The 17,266-nt window shown below is 62.8% G+C and carries 12 protein-coding genes and 1 riboswitch; of the genes, 2 read left to right on the forward strand and 10 right to left on the reverse strand.

Translation table 11 applies throughout. The annotated features are described in order from the left end of the window. Positions 1–65 precede the first annotated feature (65 nt). Genes NL154_RS26090 through NL154_RS26100 form a run of 3 tightly spaced genes read right to left on the reverse strand, consistent with a single transcriptional unit; the run spans position 66 to position 3,271 of the window. A complete protein-coding gene (locus tag NL154_RS26090) occupies positions 66–992 on the reverse strand; it encodes an ABC transporter permease (protein ID WP_210632595.1) in 927 nt (308 codons plus the stop codon). Further along, the gene (locus NL154_RS26095; RefSeq protein ID WP_210632596.1) at positions 992–2,122 is read right to left on the reverse strand and encodes an ABC transporter permease; all 1,131 of its coding nucleotides are present in this window, start codon (positions 2,120–2,122) and stop codon (positions 992–994) included. Before NL154_RS26095 ends, NL154_RS26090 begins: the two co-directional genes overlap by 1 nt. A 21-nt stretch (positions 2,123–2,143) precedes the next feature. Beyond that, entirely contained in the window at positions 2,144–3,271 is a 1,128-nt protein-coding gene (locus NL154_RS26100) for a BMP family ABC transporter substrate-binding protein (protein ID WP_210632597.1), read from the reverse strand. Positions 3,272–3,611: 340 nt separating this feature from the next. On the opposite strand from NL154_RS26100, the gene NL154_RS26105 reads away from it, so the two are divergent. After that, positions 3,612–4,304, forward strand: a complete 693-nt coding sequence (locus NL154_RS26105) for a GntR family transcriptional regulator (RefSeq protein ID WP_210632598.1) — start codon at positions 3,612–3,614, stop codon at positions 4,302–4,304. A 247-nt stretch (positions 4,305–4,551) separates the two neighbouring features. On the opposite strand, the gene atzF is transcribed toward NL154_RS26105, so the two are convergent. Genes atzF through NL154_RS26140 form a run of 7 tightly spaced genes read right to left on the reverse strand, consistent with a single transcriptional unit; the run spans position 4,552 to position 14,158 of the window. After that, positions 4,552–6,363 carry an allophanate hydrolase gene (atzF, locus tag NL154_RS26110; protein ID WP_434734495.1) on the reverse strand — a complete coding sequence of 604 codons (1,812 nt, stop codon included), beginning with the start codon at positions 6,361–6,363 and terminating at the stop codon, positions 4,552–4,554. A 3-nt stretch (positions 6,364–6,366) separates the two neighbouring features. Then, on the reverse strand, positions 6,367–9,906 hold the full coding sequence (gene uca, locus NL154_RS26115; protein ID WP_434734496.1) for an urea carboxylase: 3,540 nt from the start codon (positions 9,904–9,906) through the stop codon (positions 6,367–6,369). A gap of 2 nt (positions 9,907–9,908) precedes the next feature. Then, a complete protein-coding gene (locus tag NL154_RS26120; RefSeq protein ID WP_210632601.1) occupies positions 9,909–10,559 on the reverse strand; it encodes an urea amidolyase associated protein UAAP2 in 651 nt (216 codons plus the stop codon). 10 nt (positions 10,560–10,569) lie between these two features. After that, positions 10,570–11,391 (reverse strand): urea amidolyase associated protein UAAP1, encoded by an 822-nt coding sequence (locus tag NL154_RS26125; protein WP_221153303.1) that lies wholly within the window; start codon positions 11,389–11,391, stop codon positions 10,570–10,572. Further along, the gene (locus NL154_RS26130) at positions 11,388–12,212 is read right to left on the reverse strand and encodes an ABC transporter ATP-binding protein (protein WP_434734497.1); all 825 of its coding nucleotides are present in this window, start codon (positions 12,210–12,212) and stop codon (positions 11,388–11,390) included. Before NL154_RS26130 ends, NL154_RS26125 begins: the two co-directional genes overlap by 4 nt. Continuing rightward, the gene (locus tag NL154_RS26135) at positions 12,209–13,027 is read right to left on the reverse strand and encodes an ABC transporter permease (protein ID WP_221153305.1); all 819 of its coding nucleotides are present in this window, start codon (positions 13,025–13,027) and stop codon (positions 12,209–12,211) included. Before NL154_RS26135 ends, NL154_RS26130 begins: the two co-directional genes overlap by 4 nt. A 57-nt stretch (positions 13,028–13,084) precedes the next feature. After that, a complete protein-coding gene (locus NL154_RS26140) occupies positions 13,085–14,158 on the reverse strand; it encodes a putative urea ABC transporter substrate-binding protein (protein WP_434734498.1) in 1,074 nt (357 codons plus the stop codon). A 74-nt stretch (positions 14,159–14,232) separates the two neighbouring features. Continuing rightward, positions 14,233–14,344: riboswitch (guanidine-I (ykkC/yxkD leader) on the reverse strand. Positions 14,345–14,668: 324 nt separating this feature from the next. On the opposite strand from NL154_RS26140, the gene NL154_RS26145 reads away from it, so the two are divergent. Continuing rightward, entirely contained in the window at positions 14,669–17,254 is a 2,586-nt protein-coding gene (locus NL154_RS26145; RefSeq protein ID WP_434734499.1) for a caspase family protein, read from the forward strand. The last annotated feature ends 12 nt before the right edge of the window (positions 17,255–17,266 follow it).

Consider the following 17,266-nt stretch of genomic DNA (forward strand, 5'->3'; position numbering starts at 1 on the left):
CTTCTCCTATTCACCCGCAAGTTTGAATGTTTTGATGCCGCGGTTGGACATCAGATGCTCCCTCCTCACTTCGTCAGCGAGAGCGCGCCCGGCGCACCGGCAAGCGAGCGTGTCGGTGAGGAGGTCGCGATCATGATGACGAGGGTGAGCACGTAGGGCGCGGCGTAGAAGAGGTAGTAGCCCTGGGTCACGCCGATCGATTGCAACGCCGGCCCAAGTGCGCCGGCGCCGCCGAAGAGCAGGGCGGCGAGGAAGCACCCGATCGGGTTCCAGCGGGCGAAGATGACGAGTGCGACGGCCATCAGGCCTTGGCCTGAAGAAATGCCCTCGTTCCACGATCCCGGATAGTAAAGCGAGAGATAGGCGCCGCCGATGGCCGCCAGCGACCCGCCGACGGCGGTGGCCAGCAGGCGCACCCGATCCGGATTGATGCCCATGGCGCGCGCCGCATCGGTGCTGTCGCCGACGACGCGCAGGATGAGGCCCAGCCGCGTATTGCCGAAGGCCCACCAGAGGGTGAAGGCCAGCAAGGCGCCGAGGATGAAGAGCACGTTGATGTTCAGCGCTGCCTGAATCTGCGGCAGGCTCGACCAGAAACCGAAGGGAATCGACGGCAGATGCGGCGCTGCAGGCTGAATGAAGGACTTGCCGAGGAAGAAGGCGAGGCCCAAGCCGAACTGCATCATAGCGATGCCGATTGCGATGTCGTTCACCTTCGGCCACTTGCAGATCCAGCCGTGAACGAGACCGAAGATGGCGCCGGTCGCCATGGCCGCGAGCACGCCGAGCCAGGGCGAATTGGTCATGACGGCGACGGCGTAGGCTGTCATCGCACCGAAGACGAGCGTACCTTCCAGGCCGAGATTGATGCGGCCGGAGCGCTCGGTAATCGTCTCGCCGAGGCTGACGAAGATGAAGGGGGTTGATACGCGGATGGCGCCCGCCAGGATCGCGAGCGGCACGCCCCAGATGCCGATGCCTGTCTCTTCCATCATGGGCTCCTTTTCCAGAGGTCGGGATTGAAGATCTTGAAGCGCCCGTAGAAGGTCTCGCAGAAGAGGATGACGATGAAGAGTGTGCCCTGCAGCACCAGCACCGTGGCATCGGGCAGGCCCATGCGGCGCTGGATGAGGCCGCCGGAAGCATCGATGCCCCCGAGCAGGATCGCAACAGGGATGATCGCCAGCGGATTGTGGCGGGCGAGGAAGGCGACGAGGATGCCGGTAAAGCCATAGCCCGCGGCGAGCGAGGCATTGGCGCTACCCTGGACGGCCACGACCTCGATCATGCCGGCAAGACCTGCGAAGCTGCCGGCGATCGCGGTGAAGCCGGCGATCAGCCTTCCGACCGGCAAACCTTGGATCTGGGCGGCGCGCACATTGCCGCCGGCGATGCGGGCGGCGAAACCGAAGCTCGTCACCTCGATCAGGATCCAGGAGAGGATGCAGGCGAGGACGCCGATCACAAGGCCCCAATGCACATCCATGCCAGGAATGTTGCCGAGCATGTATTCGGGCGGCAGCGGCTTGGTCGAGGGCTTGTTGAGACTGGCCGGATCGCGGAGCGGCCCCTCGACGAACTGATTCATCAGGGCGATGGCGATATAGGAAAGCAGCAAGGAGGAAATGGTCTCGTTGACGCCGCGGTAATGGCGCAGGAAGCCGGCAAGGCCGATCCAGATGCCGCCGACGACCATGGCGGCAATCGCCATCAGAACAAGAGCGGGAAACACGGGGGCCGCGCCGACAAGCGGCATGGCCATGGCTGCGGCGGCAACGCCGCCCAGCACGACCGCTCCTTCCCCGCCGATGATGACGAGGCCGAGGCGGGCGGGCAGGGCGACGCAGAGTGCCGTCAGGAGAAGGGGTGCGGCACGGCTTAAGCTGTTCTGCACCGAAAACCAGCTGCCGAAGCCGCCGGTATACATGAGCTGGAAGAGCATGGCCGGCGATTTGCCGATCGCCAGGATGAAGAGGGAGAAGAGCCCGAGCCCGATCAGGATGGCCGCAAGGCCGATGACCACAGGTTCGGCCCTGCGCGCGGTCCATTCGAGCAGGGGACGCAGCGCGGCTGGTTCACCGGACGCGACTGATATTGCGGGATCATTGGCCTGAACGGTCATGGCGCTTCTCCCTCACGCGGTCTACGCGGTGGACCCGACGACACCCTCGACCAGATAGTTCATGCTTTCGAGCTCGATCGCGTCTTCCGCGTAGCTCTTGTCGGCCGTCACGACGGTGTTGCCCTTGTTATCCTTCAGCGGCCCCTTGAAGACCGAGAAGCCGCCCTTCATCATGTCGGCATGCGTTGCCTCGAATGCCTTGCGGCCCGCCTCGGAAACGCCGGGGCCGAGCGCGCTCATCTTGACGAAACCATCCTTCAGGCCGCCACGCACGAAGTTGCCGAGCTTTTCGCCGGCCTGCGCCTTCTTGACGAAATCGCTATAGACATTGCCCCAGGCCCATTCAGCGCCCGTGAGGTATTTCTCGGGCGCAAGCGGGCTCTGATTGGCGTGGTAGCCGCAGACGAAGGCGCCGCGGCCGGCGGCGGTTTCGACGACCACCTTCGGACTGTCGACATGGCAGGTGATGACGTCCGCGCCCTGATCGACCAGAGCGTTGGTGGCTTCCGCCTCCTTGACCGCAAGCGACCATTCGCCGGTGAAGATCACCTGGCAGGTGATGGTCGGATCGACTGCGCGTGCGCCGAGCAGGAAGGCGTTGATGTTCTGCAGCACCTGTGGGATCGGCTTGGCCGCGACGAAGCCGATCTTCTTGCTCTTCGTCGCATGGCCGGCAGCGATGCCATTCAGATACTGCCCCTGGAAAATATAACCGAAATAGGAGCCGGTATTGGCCGGGTGCTTGCCCTCCTGCCATAACCCGCCGCAATGGCGGAACTGGATATCGGGATATTTGGCGGCCATCGCCAGCATATGCGGATCGAAATAGCCGAAGGAGGTCGGGAAGAGCAGGGTGGCGCCATCGAGATTGATCATCGATTCCATCGTCTTCTGAACGTCGACCGTCTCGGGCACGTTCTCTTCTTCGACGACGGTCATCCCAGGCAACGCCTTGACGGCCGCAGCACCCTCGGCATGCGCCTGATTGTAGCCATAGTCATCCTTGGGACCGACATAGACGAAGCCGACGGTGAGAGCCGTCTGCGCAAATGCGCGCGACGAGAGGAGGCCGGGCGCCGCGCCGACGAGGGTGGCGGCAGCGGAAGCCTGAAGGAAGTGGCGGCGTTTCATGGAAAGGAGTCTGGTCATCGGAATGCTCCCCTGACGGCGGTTCTGCCGTTTTCAAAATTGGTTACAGAAAAGTGTATGCAATGGGCATGCCAGATTTTATCGCGTTGATTTTATGATCGAAATTTTTCGTTCCCCGACTAACGTCGGAGAAGTGCATGCAATTTCATCTTGAAATTGGATGAAAAATATGCAGAGCCTATAAAATCGTCCGATGTTCGTGCCGTTGGACTTCAAGAGCTGACTAAGCCGGCAGGGCAAAATACATTTTTTCCAGTTACATCAATAATATATTCTGCTGTTTGACTTTGCCGGCTTGAGCGGGCATGTGTATGCAACCTCAACAATGCAGAATCGGTCCTTGAAGCAAGTCAGGCGCAGAGAAATCATCAGGGCTGGGACGACCGTCGAACAGATGGTGCGGGCGATTGCCGACATGATCGTGACCGGGCAGATGCTGCCGGGCGAGAAGCTTGATGAAGTCTCGCTTGCTGCTCGTTTTGAAGTGTCGCGCACTCCGGTGCGCGAGGCGCTCCGTGAACTCGGGGCGATGGGGCTAGTCGACCGCGAGCCGAACCGCAGCGCCGTCGTCACCACGGTGACCGAAACCTATCTTCATTCCATGTTCGAGGCGATGGCGGAACTCGAAGCGATCTGCGCCAGGCTCTCGGCCGAACGTATGACAGTCGACGAGCGGCGCACGCTGGAGTTGGAGCATAAGGCCTCAATGAGGCTCGTGCATGCCGGCGCGCAAGAGGAATATTCGGCGCATAACACGGAATTCCACACCCGCCTTTACCGCGGGGCGCATAATGATCATATCTTTGAAATGGTGACGCAGACACGCGCACGGCTCGCCCCATTTCGACGGGCGCAGTTTCGGCTGCCCGGTCGCTTGGCAAAGTCCTACGAGGAACACGGTCGGATCGTGATGGCAGTCATGCGAGCGGACGGCATCGCCGCCGCACAGGCAGCCTATTCCCATGTGGAGATGGTCAGCGATGCGAGCGCGGTGTTTGCAACAACCGAGGAGCCGAGCGCGCGCGGCACCTGAAGTCTCGCAGGGGCATCTGCGACTAGGCTCAAGCCATGGCGGCCGCAACTGCGGCAGCCGCCCTTTGTCCGCAACGCAGCGAACTTCTTGTTTACGATCGTCCTCAGGCGTCGACGCAAATATGCCAGGTCCTATATCGTCTCGGTCTCACCTTGTCCGGTAATCCTGTGGTGGCCGAGCCGCCTTGAGGCGCTTCGTGCCTCAAGGCCAGCAAGTATCGCCAGCAGGATTTTTTTGAGACAATGCTTCATGCTCTTGTCATTTGATCTGCGACATAGGCGCGCCAGCCTCCCAATTCGGTGATTTCGCGCGCGCCTTCGATGGCGTGAGCCTCGCAGAGAAAACCGGAAATTTGGGAACCGTCATCGAGCGCTACCTTGCCGATTCCGAGCGGGGCCGGGATGTTCTGCACAAAGCGCCCGAAAGTTTCCGGAGTGACCTTCCAAACCTCGACTTCGAGGCCCTTGCCGTCGAAACCCGGTTCGCGGACCAGGCCTGGCTTCGGCGGGACGGTACCGGGCAGAACGAAGAGGCGATAATCCGGTGCAGTACGGCAGGATTTGATGCGCCTGCCGCCCGGTCGCGTCAGTTCATGGTTGAGAGGCATGCCGGTCAAATGTGCCCCGACGACGACGATCGGCACCAAGCCGTCATCGGCCGGCGCCACGCGGCTCGCCTCGGGAATCGCCGATAGACGGTCCTTGCCCATTCCCGCGTTCGCCGCCCGGTGCATGGCGTCGGCGAAGGAGGCCAGGGCGTCATCGGTGAAGGCGGGGCCGATCAGAGTCACGCCGGCGGGGAGATGACCGTCGGCGTCGAAGCCGGCTGGAACGGCAATCGCCGCGCAATCGAGCAGATTGACGAAATTGGTGTAACGGCCGAAATGGCCGTTTTTCACAATCGGATCCGCCATCATTTCTTCGACCGTGTAGGTCGTCGGCGAAGTCGGCAGCATCAGGATATCAGCCTTTTCCCATTCCTTCCCGGTCTTCTGTCGCAGCGCTTCGAGCTTGTACCGGCCTTCGAAGGCGGCGACCGCGTCATAGGCTTTCGCGCCCTCGATGATGGTGCGAACCGTCGGCTCGAAGTCGGCGGCATTGGTGGCAAGAAAATCCTTCACCGCCGCCAGCCGTTCGGCGACCCAGGGGCCGTTATAGAGCAGTTCGGCTGCCTGCCGGAACGGCGCGTAGTCGAAGGCAACGATGGTGGCGCCGAGCGCGCGTGCTCGTTCGATTGCGGCGTCATAGAGAGCCTCGACCTGGCTGTTGCCGAAGAATTCCCGCTCGGCTCCGTCGAGCACACCGATCCGCAACCCGGAGGTGGGCAGGCTGGCTGGAACGGCCTTGCGCGAGAACGGATCGGCGGCATCGTAGCCCTCCATCACCTTGCGGATCGCGACGCCGTCGCCGACCGTTGCAGCAAAGACGGTGACGACATCGACGCTGCGGCAGGCAGGCACGACGCCGACATTCGGCACCAGTCCCGGCGTCGGTTTGATGCCGACCAGATTGTTGAAGGCCGCCGGCACACGCCCGGAGCCGGCCGTGTCCGTGCCGAGCGCGAAGCTCGCCAGGCCCGAGGCGACGGCAACCGCCGAGCCGGAGCTCGAGCCGCCCGACACATAGATCTCGTCGAAGACCGAGCGCGGCGCTCCATAGGGCGAACGCGTGCCGTTGAGGCCGGTGGCAAACTGGTCGAGATTGGTCTTGCCGATGACGATTGCGCCTGCGGCCCGCAGCCGCGCAACGACGGTAGCGTCCGTCTCCGGCCGGTAGGAAAAGGCAGGGCAGGCAGCTGTCGTCGGCAGGCCCGTCACGTCGATATTGTCCTTTACCGCGAAGGGAATGCCCCAGAGCGGCAGGCTGTTCGGCTCAGGCGCCCGTTCCATCAGAGCGCGTGCTTCGGCGCGCAGCGCTTCGTCAGGCGTCGGGGTGATGAAGATAGCGGGATCCGTCGCGTCATTGCGACGGGCAATCACGATCTCGATAATATCGAGCGGGCTTTTGCCTGCCTCATAGGCTGCGCGAAGGCTGGTCAGATCAAGAATGGTCGGCAGCATGGGTCAGCACTCCTCCAGAACAACAATGATATCGCCCGCTTTGACGTTTCGTCCGGGCCCGGCGCGCAGGTCGCGGACACGGCCTGGCGCATGTGCGGTGACGTTGATTTCCATTTTCATGGATTCGATGATGGCAAGCGTGTCGCCGGCCGCGACCGGTGCGCCCGGCTCGACCAGCAGTTTCCAGATATTGCCGGGCACGGCGCTGGCGACACCGAAGCAGCCTTGGGGAATGTCCCCATCCGGGCTTTCGCCGGCGCCTTCGTCGGTAACGAAGCTGTCGAGACCCGCCGCCTTCCAGCGCTGGCGTTCGGCGTCGAAGGCGGCCTGCTGGCGCATCTTGAAGGTCGCAATCGAGGCGGCATTCGCCTGCAATTCCTGCTCATAGGCGGCGTAGGAAAATTCCGTCTCCTCGATCTTGACGGGATAACCGCCATGCGGAAAGGCGCTGCGGGCCTCCGCCAATTCCTGATGACTGGCCGGAAAGAAGCGAATCTGATCGAAGAAATCGAGCAGCCACGGCTTGCCCCTGGCAAAGACCGGCGTCTGCCGCCAGGTGTTCCACACCTGGATTGTGCGACCGAACAGCTGATAGCCGCCAGGACCTTCCATGCCGTAGATGCACATATAGGCCCCGCCGATGCCGACGGCATTTTCCGGCGTCCATGTGCGGGCCGGATTGTACTTCGTCGTCACCAGCCGGTGGCGCGGATCGACGGGGGTCGCCACCGGCGCGCCGAGATAGACGTCGCCGAGACCGAGCACAAGATAGCTGGCGTCGAAGACGATGTCGCGCACGGCCTGTTCGTCGGCCAGCCCGTTGATGCGGCGGATGAACTCGATGTTGTCAGGGCACCAGGGCGCATTCGGCCGCACGAGTTCCTGATATTTGCGCATGGCAAGTTCCGCATCCGGATCGTTCCAGGAAAGCGGCAGATGCACGATGCGGCTCGGCACGGTGACGTCCTGGGCCGCCGGCAGATTCGCTTCGATTTCGGCCAGCAGGCCAAGCAGGCGTTTGCGGGTCAGCGTCGTGCCGTCATAATGGATCTGTAGCGAACGGATGCCGGGTGTGAGATCGACGATGCCGGGCAGACGGGCCTGCGAAACGGTCTGCATCAGCAGGTGCACTCTCAGCCGCAGAGCGATATCGAGCGTCATCGGTCCGTACTCAACCAGCAGATTGTCATCGCCCTGGCGGCGATAGACGACGGAGACAGGCCCGTCGTCACTCTTGCCGATCACAGGTGAGCCCATTTCTTCCTTCGCCCGATGCACGACCGGGCCGGCAATCGGATCATCCGATCGCGTGACGGGATGAAAGCGGATGCGATCGCCCGGCTTGAACTGGCCCATTTTCCACTGTTCGTCGCGCGCAATGACCGCCGGGCAGACGAAGCCGCCGAGGCTCGGGCCGTCAGGCCCGAGAATGATCGGCATGTCGCCGGTGAAATCGATCGCGCCGATTGCATAGGCATTGTCATGCAGGTTCGAGGGATGGAGACCAGCCTCGCCGCCATCGCTGCGCGCCCATTTCGGTGCCGGGCCGATGAGACGAACGCCGGTGCGGGCGCTGTTGAAATGCACCTCGTAATTTGTCGAGAACAGCGTCTCGATATCGCCGTGCTGGAAGAAATCAGGCGCGCCATGTGGACCATAGACAACGCCGACATCCCACTCGCGCGTCAGTTCCGCAGGCTCGGTTGCCGGCTTTGCGGCATCGGCGGTCGCCTGACGGGCAAGATGCAGCACATGGCCGGTCTTCAACGTCCCGGTGGCGTTGCCGCCGAACTGCCCGAGCCCGAAGGTGGCGCGTGAGCCGAGCACGACCGGAGCGGCAAAACCGCCCGCCACGGCGAGGTAAGCCCGCTGCCCCGGTCCATCGATGCTGCCGACGACGAGGATCTGGCCGGCGCGGATGGTGACGGCCTCGCCATGCGGCAATTTCACGCCGTCGACGCTCATCGCCATCCCGGCGCCGGCAAGGGCAACTGTCGTATCGGTATGGAATTTCAGCATCGGACCGGAGACCGTCAGCTCCAGCGCAGCAACCATGTCGCCATTGCCGACGAGGCGGTTGGCATGGCGGAAGGAACGTTCGTCCATCGGCCCGCTCGGCGGCACGCCGACATGCCAAAGACCAAGCCGGCCCGGCAGTTCCTGGATGCTCGATTGCGCGCCCGGCGCGATCACCTCGATGACATCGGCTACGAAGGAAAAATCGCGCAGCGCCGTCGTCGCCACCTTGCCGCTCGCCAGAAGTTCGGAGCCGGCGATGGCCCTGAGATAGTCGAGATTGGTTTCGATGCCCGATATCGATGTTTCCGCAAGTGCCGCCTTCAGCTTTTCGATCGCAGCCGGGCGATCCTCGGCTGACACAATCACCTTGGCGAGCATCGGATCGTAGAAGGGTGTGACCTCCGTGCCGGTCTCGATCCAGCCGTCGATGCGCGCGTCCCTGGGGAACGCCACTTCCGTCAGGAGGCCGGCGCTCGGGCGGAAATCGGCATGCGGCATTTCTGCATAGATGCGCACTTCAATCGCCGCTCCCTTCGGCTGCAGGGCCTCGGCGCTCGAGAGCACGTCCTCGCCCGCCGCCTGACGGATCATCCATTCGACCAGATCGATCCCGAAGACGGCTTCGGTGACGGGATGTTCGACCTGCAGGCGGGTATTGACCTCAAGGAAGTAGAATTCCTCGCGCAGGGGATCGTAGATGAATTCCACGGTGCCGGCGGACTCATAGGAGACGGCAGCACCAAGGTCGATGGCCGCCTTGTGCAGGCGGGCGCGGGTCGCGGCAGAAAGTCCGGGGGCCGGGGTCTCCTCGACCACCTTCTGGTTTCGCCGCTGCAGCGAGCAGTCGCGCTCGCCGAGCGCGATGACCTTGCCTTGGCCGTTGCCGAAGATCTGCACTTCGACGTGCCGTGCCTCTGCCACGAAACGCTCGATATAGACGCGCGCATCGCCGAAGCTTGCCCGTGCGGTGCGCTGCACGCTTTCGAAGGATGCCTTCAGGCTTTCGGCATCGGCGCAGAGCTGCATGCCGATGCCGCCGCCGCCGGCCGTGCTTTTCAGCATGACGGGATAGCCGATCGTTTCTGCCGCAGCGAGCGCTTCATCGGCGCTCGACAGCAGGCCGGTGCCGGGCAGCAGCGGCACGCCGCTCGTCCTCGCGAGTTCCCGCGCCGTATGCTTCAGCCCGAAGGCAGAGAGGTGCTCGGGCCGTGGCCCGATGAAGGCGATGCCTTCGGCGGCGAGGCGCTCGGCAAAACCGATATTTTCCGACAGGAAGCCGTAGCCGGGATGAACGGCCTCGGCCCCCGTCGCCTTGCAGGCGGCAATGACGGCATCGACATTGAGGTAGCTTTCGCCGGCGGGCGCCGGCCCGAGGCGCACCGCTTCATCCGCCATCAACGCAGGCTTGGCGAAGCGGTCGGCATCGGAATAGACGGCGACAGAGGCAATACCCATCCGTCGCAGCGTCTTGATGACCCGGATGGCGATTTCGCCCCGGTTGGCGATCAGGACTTTCTTGAACATGCTCAGTCCTCGCCGTCCCAGATCAGCACCCGGATCGGCGTCGGATCGAAGCCATTGCAGGGATTGTTGATCTGCGGGCAGTTGGAGATGACGCAGAGCACGTCCATCTCCGCGACCAGTTCGACATAGTCGCCGGGTGCGGAAATGCCGTCGACGATCGTCATCTCGCCATTCGGCTTGATCGGCACGTTCATGAAGAAATTGATGTTCGGCACGATGTCGCGTTTGCCCATGCCGTGTTTCGAAACTTCGAGCACAAAGTTGTCGCGGCAGGCATGCAGGTATTTCGTGCCATGACCGAAGCGCACCGTATTGCTCTCGCAGGAGCAGGCGCCGGCGGAGGTGTCATGGCGGCCGCAGCTGTCGGCCGTCATCGTCAGCATGACATTGCCTTCGTTCGACATGATCTTGGTGCCGATGCCGATATAGGCAGCACCCTGCATGCGCATCGTATCCTGATTGGAATAGCGCTCGGAGAAATCATCGGCACGGTAGAAGAGCGTGTCGATCGCCTGCTGGCCAAGACTGTCTTCGATGCGGATCGTCTGGCCCTTGCGCACAAGGCCGGACCACGGAGCTTCGGCCGGAATGAAATGATCCTGCGCGACATTCTGCAGGGTGCGGGCAGGGGAGGTCTGAATGAAATCGGACATCGTCATCTCCTCAGGCCTGCATCAGGGTGTTGTTTTCGAAACCGCGCGCGGCTTCGGCCGTCGCCGTGCGGCAGAGATCGTCGGCAGCAGGGATTGCCGCCTTGTAGCGCGTGATGACGACAGGCTTCGGCTGATAGGTGGGATCGGGATCGAGCGGATGAGGGCAGGTGGAAAAGCCGACCAGCATGTCCATCTCGGCACGCAGTTCGACATAGTCGCCGCTGTTGGAGCGTTTGCCTTGCCAGCCGAACCCACCACTCTCGGCCAGGCGGACGGGCGCGAAAAGATTGAGGATGCCGGGAATATCGCGCCTGTCGAGGCCGAGCTTGACGGCGACGAGGATCAGATTGTCACGGGTATTGCGCGTCTTCTCACTCGGATATTTCGCGGCATTCGAGGCGGCCGTCGAGCCGCCCATCAGGCAGTCATGGGCGCCGGAACTATCCTCGATCATCGAGAACATGACGCGACCCATATCGGAGAAGATCACCCGCCCCTTGCCGAGTGCCGTCGTCCACTGGACCTTGGCGGTATCGACGAGATTGATCCGCTCGCTCGTATCGCCGGCATTCCAGGCGATGAGCGCCACCGTGGAATTTCCCTCTGCCTGATCGATGCGGATCGCCTCGCCGCGCAAGAGTTTCGTCGACCAGTACCAGCCGCCGGGAATGGTCTCCTGGTGGATGACGGCGGCGGCATCGATGGCCGGCGCCGGCAGCGGGCTGGGGCCGGGCAGGACCTTGGGCGCGAATTCCAGCCCCTTCTTCTGGTGCTCCTCGTAACGCGCGCGATTTGAGGCGATTTCTTCGGGGGCGCGTCTCACATGCATCATAGCGTCTCTCCTGATGATGCCAGGTCGTCCCGGCCATGCCCCAGGGAAGCGACCGGGCCGTCCCGGTCAGGGCTGAAGATCGATGGCTGGCCGGCAAGGCGCGGCGGCCAGATGGCAATATCCTTGGTGATGGTGGCGCCGTAGCGCTCCTTTTCCTCAGGCCGGTCGCGGCGGCGTTCGAAGGCGACGACGCGGTTGGCCAGCGTGAAAGCCTCGCGCATGTCATGCGTGACCATGACGACGGTCATCTGCGTTTCATGCCAGAGCCGCTTCATCAGCGTGTGGATCTCGGCGCGGATGCCGGGATCGAGCGCGCCGAACGGTTCATCGAGCAGCAGCACCTTCGGCTTCATGATAAGCGCCTGGGCGAGCGCCAGGCGCTGCTGCATGCCGCCGGAAAGCTGGGCCGGATATTTGTTCTCCGAACCGGCGAGCCCGACTTCGGCAATCAACTGGCGTGCTTCCTCGATGGCGCTGCGGCGTGCCGCGCCGAAGAGCCTGGCCTTGTGGCGCGCAGCGGAAAATTCCCTGCCGAGCAGCACATTGCCGAGCACCGTCAGGTGTGGAAAGACGGAATAACGCTGGAAGACGACGCCGCGATCCGGTCCCGGCTCCGCCGGCAGAGCTTCGCCGTCGAGCAGGATCTTGCCCTTCGTCGGTTGCTCCTGGCCGAGCAGCATCCGCAGGAAGGTGGTCTTGCCGCAGCCTGATGGGCCGACAAGGGCGACGAAGGCACGCGAGGCGACTGTCAGTGACACATCCTCGAGGACGATCTGGTCGCCATATTCCTTCCAGACCCTTTCGATCTTCAACTCGCTCATGCCTGCTTCTCCAGCTCCGACCAGGGGAAGACGGCGATGCGCAGGCGATCGAGCAGGGCGTTCATGACCACCGCAAGCAGGGTGATCCAGACGACATAGGGAAATATGACATCCATCGAGAGATAGCGGCGGACGAGGAAGATGCGGTAGCCGAGACCTGAATCCGACGAGATCGCCTCGGCCGCGATCAGGAACAGCCAGGCCGGGCCGAGCTGCAGTCGGAGGCAGGTGATCAGCCGCGGCAGGATTTGCGGCAGCACGACGCGCAGTCCGATCTGCCAGGAGGAGCCGCCGAGCGTCTCGGCCTTGACGATCTGTTCGCGCGGCAATTCCAGCGCCTTCAGCGCCAGATCGCGGATCATCGTCGGCGCGACGCCGATGACGATAAGGGCGATTTTTGACGTCTCTCCGAGACCCATGACGATGAACAGGATCGGCAGCAGCGCCAGTGGTGGCACCATGGAGATGACGGCGACGAAGGGGGAAAGCAGCGCTCTGAGATAGGGCAGCATGCCGATCAGCATGCCGATGATGAGCGCTGTCGCCGTCGAGATGCCGAGGCCTGAGAGCAGGCGGATGAGGCTCGCGCCCGTGTCCGACCAGAGCAGAAACTCGCCGGTGCGCGGGTCGGCGACGAAGGCCAGACGGTTGATCGCATCGGCAAAGCCGGCAAGGCTCGGCAGAAGCTTGTCGTTGGCGTTATCAGCCAGTCGCGCGGCCGAGCCGAAGGCATAGGCAAGGGCGAGCAGCACGAAGGGCAGCATCGTCAAGGCGAACTGGGCGCCCCGGCTCGGCCTCGTGTTGATCCAACGCATGGGAAATGCTCCGCTGATGAAGGGGAGGGAGCGCGGGCAGACCGCGCCCCATTGCGATCAGAGCGAACTGTCGGCGGCGGCCTTCATATAGGCATCGGTGAAGCGCAGCTTCACATTGCCGGCGTCGCCCAGCACCTTGCCGTCAGGCATTTCGATGCCGATGACGTCGGCGGACGGCGCGCCGTTGCCGAGCAGACCCTTCTCGAAGAGGAAGTTGCGCACCAGATCCATGGTCTTCGGCAGGCTGGGCGAAGCGGTGAAGGCAACGGCATCAGCCGGCTTGTCGAAGAGCTTGGTGGCGGCAAGCTGGGCTTCGAAGCCGGAAAGATCGGTGCCCGAAGCCGAGCCCATGGCCTCGCGGGCGGCCTTGCCCTCGGCGGTGTCGGCGCGCAGCAGTGCGGCCGTCTCGTACCAGATGCCGGCAAGCGCCTTGCCGAAGTTCGGATTGTCCTTCAGCACGCCGCTATTGGCGACCATCAGGTCGATGATTTCGCCCGGCACTTGCGAGCTGTCGAAAACCTTCTTGGCCGAGGGATCTTCGAGGATGGTGGAGACCAGCGGGTTCCAGGTGACGACGGCGGTGACGTCAGGCGTCTTATAGGCCGCGACCATGTCGGCGTCGGAGGTGTTGACGACCTTCACGTCGCGTTCCGTCAGCTTGATGCTTTCGAGCGCGCGGGCGAGCAGATAGTGCGATACGGAGAATTCGACGAGATTGACGTTCTGGCCCTTGATATCGGCAAGGCTCGCCTTGTCCTTCAGGATCACGGCGTCATTGCCGTTGGAAAAGTCGCCGACGATCACGGCGGTCGTATCGACGCCGCCGGCGGCCGGGATCGACAGCCCATCCATGTTGGTCAGCGTCACGGCATCGAAGGCGCCGGCCGTGTACTGGTTCATCGATTCCACATAGTCGTTGAACTGGGTGACCTCGATCTTGATGCCGTATTTGTCGGCCCATTTCTTGACGATGCCGTGGTCGGCCGCGTAGCCCCAGGGCATCCAGCCGACATAGATGGACCAGGCCACCTTGAATTCCGTCTTCTGTTCCGCCTCTGCGACGGAAGCAAGGCCAAGCATCAGCGATAGCGCCAGCGCTGTGGTCGAAACAATTTTCGAAAAAGTCTGCATTGAAATTCCCCTTCTGCTTTTCTTCAAAAGGGATCGGCAAAGACCATCGTGCCACCAATCCCTTGGCTTACGAGGTCTCCCGGGCTTTTGTCCCGCCGTGCACCCGGCGGGATTTCTCCTCCGCCGGTGGTGGCTCTCGGACCAGTCGCGCTTCAGAAAAGTGCCGGAACCCTAGCCACCAACTCAGCACATTCTTTGCAAGAGGTGTGCCAGCTTATAAATCTTTGATTTTTCTAGCGCCCGTTCCTTGGTTGCCTGTTACTGTGTACACTTTGCGGCATTTGCTAAATTTTTGAGCAGCGATCGGCGCAGCCTCCGATCGACCTCGTCCTTTCGATCGACCGGCACATCCGGTGCGCCGGCACCGTACCTATGGATCCTTGACGACACATTTTTTGGAAGCCCTCCAATTGCCTTGGAAGTAACCAAACTTGCTTTTTTACAGTCGCAGGAATACTTTTATTTGGTCGGTCAATAAATCGTCCAACCAGTACTGTCTGCGGTGGAGCTATGCCCGAGTTTCACGGAAAGAACCGCCTTGCGGCTATATTGCTGATCTTCCTGACGGCATTGGTCTTTCTCGGGCTTGACCAGCCCGCTGCCGCCGCATCCGCTGAACAGGATGGCCGGCGGGTTGCCTTGATCGTCGGCAACTCCGTTTATAAGACGCTGCCCTCATTGCCCAATCCTGCAAACGACGTCCAGGAAGTCGCAAACACGCTGCGCAGGGCCGGCTTCGACGTGACGATCGGCATCAATGTCGACCGCATCGGACTTGAGAATACGGTGCGCAGCTTCCTGCGCTCGGCCAACAATGCCGAGGCCGGTCTCATCTATTATTCCGGCCACGGCATCCAGGTCGGCGGACAGAATTTCCTCGTGCCGGTCGATGCGACGCTGGAAACGCCCTATGACGTCGAGACGCAGACCATGCCGCTCGACCTGATCCTGAACCATCTCAAGCAGAATTCGCGCGTGCAGCTGATCTTCCTCGATGCCTGCCGCAACAACCCGTTCAATGCGCAGAAATTCTGGATGGCGGAAAAGCTGGAGCCGGTCGGCGCGACGCGCGGGCTGGCGCGCATCGACAGCGATCTCGGCAGCCTGATCGCCTTCTCGACCGAGCCGGGCCAGGTGGCGCTCGATGGCGAGGGGGCGCTCAGCCCCTATTCCGAATCCTTCATCAAGCGCGCCAGCGAGCCGAACAAGGAAATCCGTCAGGTCCTGACCGATGTGCGCCGCGATGTGATCGCCATGACCAATGGCAAGCAGGTCCCATGGGAAAACTCCTCGCTGATGGACAGCTTCTATTTCATCCCCGCCCCACCGCCGCCGAGCGTCGAGCCGATGCAGCAGGTGAGCGTACCGGAAGGCGCCTCCGCGACCCAGCTGCCGATCGCTCCGCCGCATGACGAAACCGGCGCGGCGCTGCTCGTCACGCTCAACCAGCTGCCCCAGACCGGCAAGCTCAGTTTCGACGGCAAGCCGGTGGAGCAGGGCGCCAAGCTGCCGGCCGCGGCGCTGACGGCGCTGAGCTATGATTCATCGGGCGTTGCCGCCGGAACGATCGGCCTGATCGGCTATACGGTCAGCGATCCCTATGGCCAGGCGACGCAGGGCGTCGTCGCCATCACCGTCTCGGCCGATGCCGGCGCCAAGCTCGCCCAGCTCGAACAGGATAAGCAAGCGCGGCTTGCCGATGCCGGCGCCTATCTGAAGGCGCTGCCGCGCGACGTCGATGCGACGATCGGCGTCGGTCCCGTCGAAGCCCGTCTGCCTGAAGTACCGGTATCGGCCGCGGACATGACCTTCAAGGTCGCCGCCCTCCCCGACAAGGGCACGCTGCGGGCCGGCGACCGGGTGATCGGGCCCGGCCACGTGCTTGAGGCAGCCGATATTCCGGCGCTTTCCTACGAGCCGCAGATCGGCACCGAAAACCAGCCTTTCGCCCTGACGCTGCAAGCCGCCAACGACGACCTGCCGCCCGCCACCGTCACCTTCAAGCCGACGCTTGACGCCTGCGATACCGCCGCCGCAGCACCGCTCGACCTGCAGGGCGTCACCGCCGGCAAGCTGCCGAATGAAATCGATCCAGCCATCGCGGTGCCAGCCTGCACGGACGCAATAAAGACCTATCCTCAGGTGGCGCGCTTCGTCTACCAGCTCGGCCGCGCCCAGCTTGCCAACCGCGACACCAAGACGGCCTTCGGGACGATCAAAAAGGCGATGGATGCCGGGCATATCCGGGCGATCTACGAACTGTCGAGCCTTTACGAGTTCGGTGCCTCCGTTCCGCGCGACGCCGCCAAGGCAAGCCAGATCGCCAAGGACGGAGCGGCCAAGGGCGATCCCTTTGCCCTGCACAGCTACGGCAAGGCGCTCTACTACGGCCGCGGCACCAAGGCCGATCAGCAGCTTGGCTTGCGCCTGATGCTGCAGGCCGCCGATCTCGGCCATACCTATGCAATGAATGAACTCGGCTATATCTTCCTGAACGGCGTCAACGTTCCGGCCGATCCGGAGCGCGGCATCCGCTTCTACGAGGCCGGTGTCCAGCGCAACGACATCTATTCGCTGAACAATCTTGCGCTGGTCTACCGTTTCGGAAAAGGCGCCCCGGAAGATCTGCCGAAAGCGCTCGAGCTTTTCACCCGGGCGTCGGAGGGCGGCCAGCCCTATGCTCCGACCAATCTCGGGCGCATGTACCGGGACGGCGTCGGCGTTGCCGCGGACAAGACCGAAGCGGTGAAGTGGCTGGAGATGGGCGCCGAACGCGGCGACTATTGGGGCGCGCTCGACCGCGCGATACTGGCCAGGGAAGACGGTACCGACGACAGCCTTGAAACTGCGGCGCGTTATTTCGCGCTGGCCACAGCCATCAACATGCCGGGCAGCGGCGATCCGAAGAACCAGGCAAAGGCGGCACTCAAGACCTTGCCCAATGATGCAAAGAAGAAAGCGGAAGAGACCCTTGCCGCCGAGCTGACCGCTCAGGAGAAAAAGGCGCTTCCGAAAACCAAGTCGCTCGATGACAGGCTCGTTCAGCTCGCCAAGGCGACATGGGTCAAGCGAAATCCGAGGTACGATCTCTTCTAAAACGGCGATCCG

The organism is Rhizobium sp. YTUHZ044 (assembly GCF_051123975.1).
Classification (GTDB): domain Bacteria; phylum Pseudomonadota; class Alphaproteobacteria; order Rhizobiales; family Rhizobiaceae; genus Rhizobium.

What these genes read in the sequence shown, in the direction of transcription:
- NL154_RS26090 (WP_210632595.1), bottom strand. Translation starts at nt 992, where the DNA reads ATGGAAGAGACAGGCATCGGCATCTGGGGCGTGCCGCTCGCGATCCTG.
- NL154_RS26095 (WP_210632596.1), bottom strand. Translation starts at nt 2,122, where the DNA reads ATGACCGTTCAGGCCAATGATCCCGCAATATCAGTCGCGTCCGGTGAA.
- NL154_RS26100 (WP_210632597.1), bottom strand. Translation starts at nt 3,271, where the DNA reads ATGACCAGACTCCTTTCCATGAAACGCCGCCACTTCCTTCAGGCTTCC.
- atzF (WP_434734495.1), bottom strand. Translation starts at nt 6,363, where the DNA reads ATGCTGCCGACCATTCTTGATCTGACCAGCCTTCGCGCAGCCTATGAG.
- uca (WP_434734496.1), bottom strand. Translation starts at nt 9,906, where the DNA reads ATGTTCAAGAAAGTCCTGATCGCCAACCGGGGCGAAATCGCCATCCGG.
- NL154_RS26120 (WP_210632601.1), bottom strand. Translation starts at nt 10,559, where the DNA reads ATGTCCGATTTCATTCAGACCTCCCCTGCCCGCACCCTGCAGAATGTC.
- NL154_RS26125 (WP_221153303.1), bottom strand. Translation starts at nt 11,391, where the DNA reads ATGATGCATGTGAGACGCGCCCCCGAAGAAATCGCCTCAAATCGCGCG.
- NL154_RS26130 (WP_434734497.1), bottom strand. Translation starts at nt 12,212, where the DNA reads ATGAGCGAGTTGAAGATCGAAAGGGTCTGGAAGGAATATGGCGACCAG.
- NL154_RS26135 (WP_221153305.1), bottom strand. Translation starts at nt 13,027, where the DNA reads ATGCGTTGGATCAACACGAGGCCGAGCCGGGGCGCCCAGTTCGCCTTG.
- NL154_RS26140 (WP_434734498.1), bottom strand. Translation starts at nt 14,158, where the DNA reads ATGCAGACTTTTTCGAAAATTGTTTCGACCACAGCGCTGGCGCTATCG.
- NL154_RS26145 (WP_434734499.1), top strand. Translation starts at nt 14,669, where the DNA reads ATGCCCGAGTTTCACGGAAAGAACCGCCTTGCGGCTATATTGCTGATC.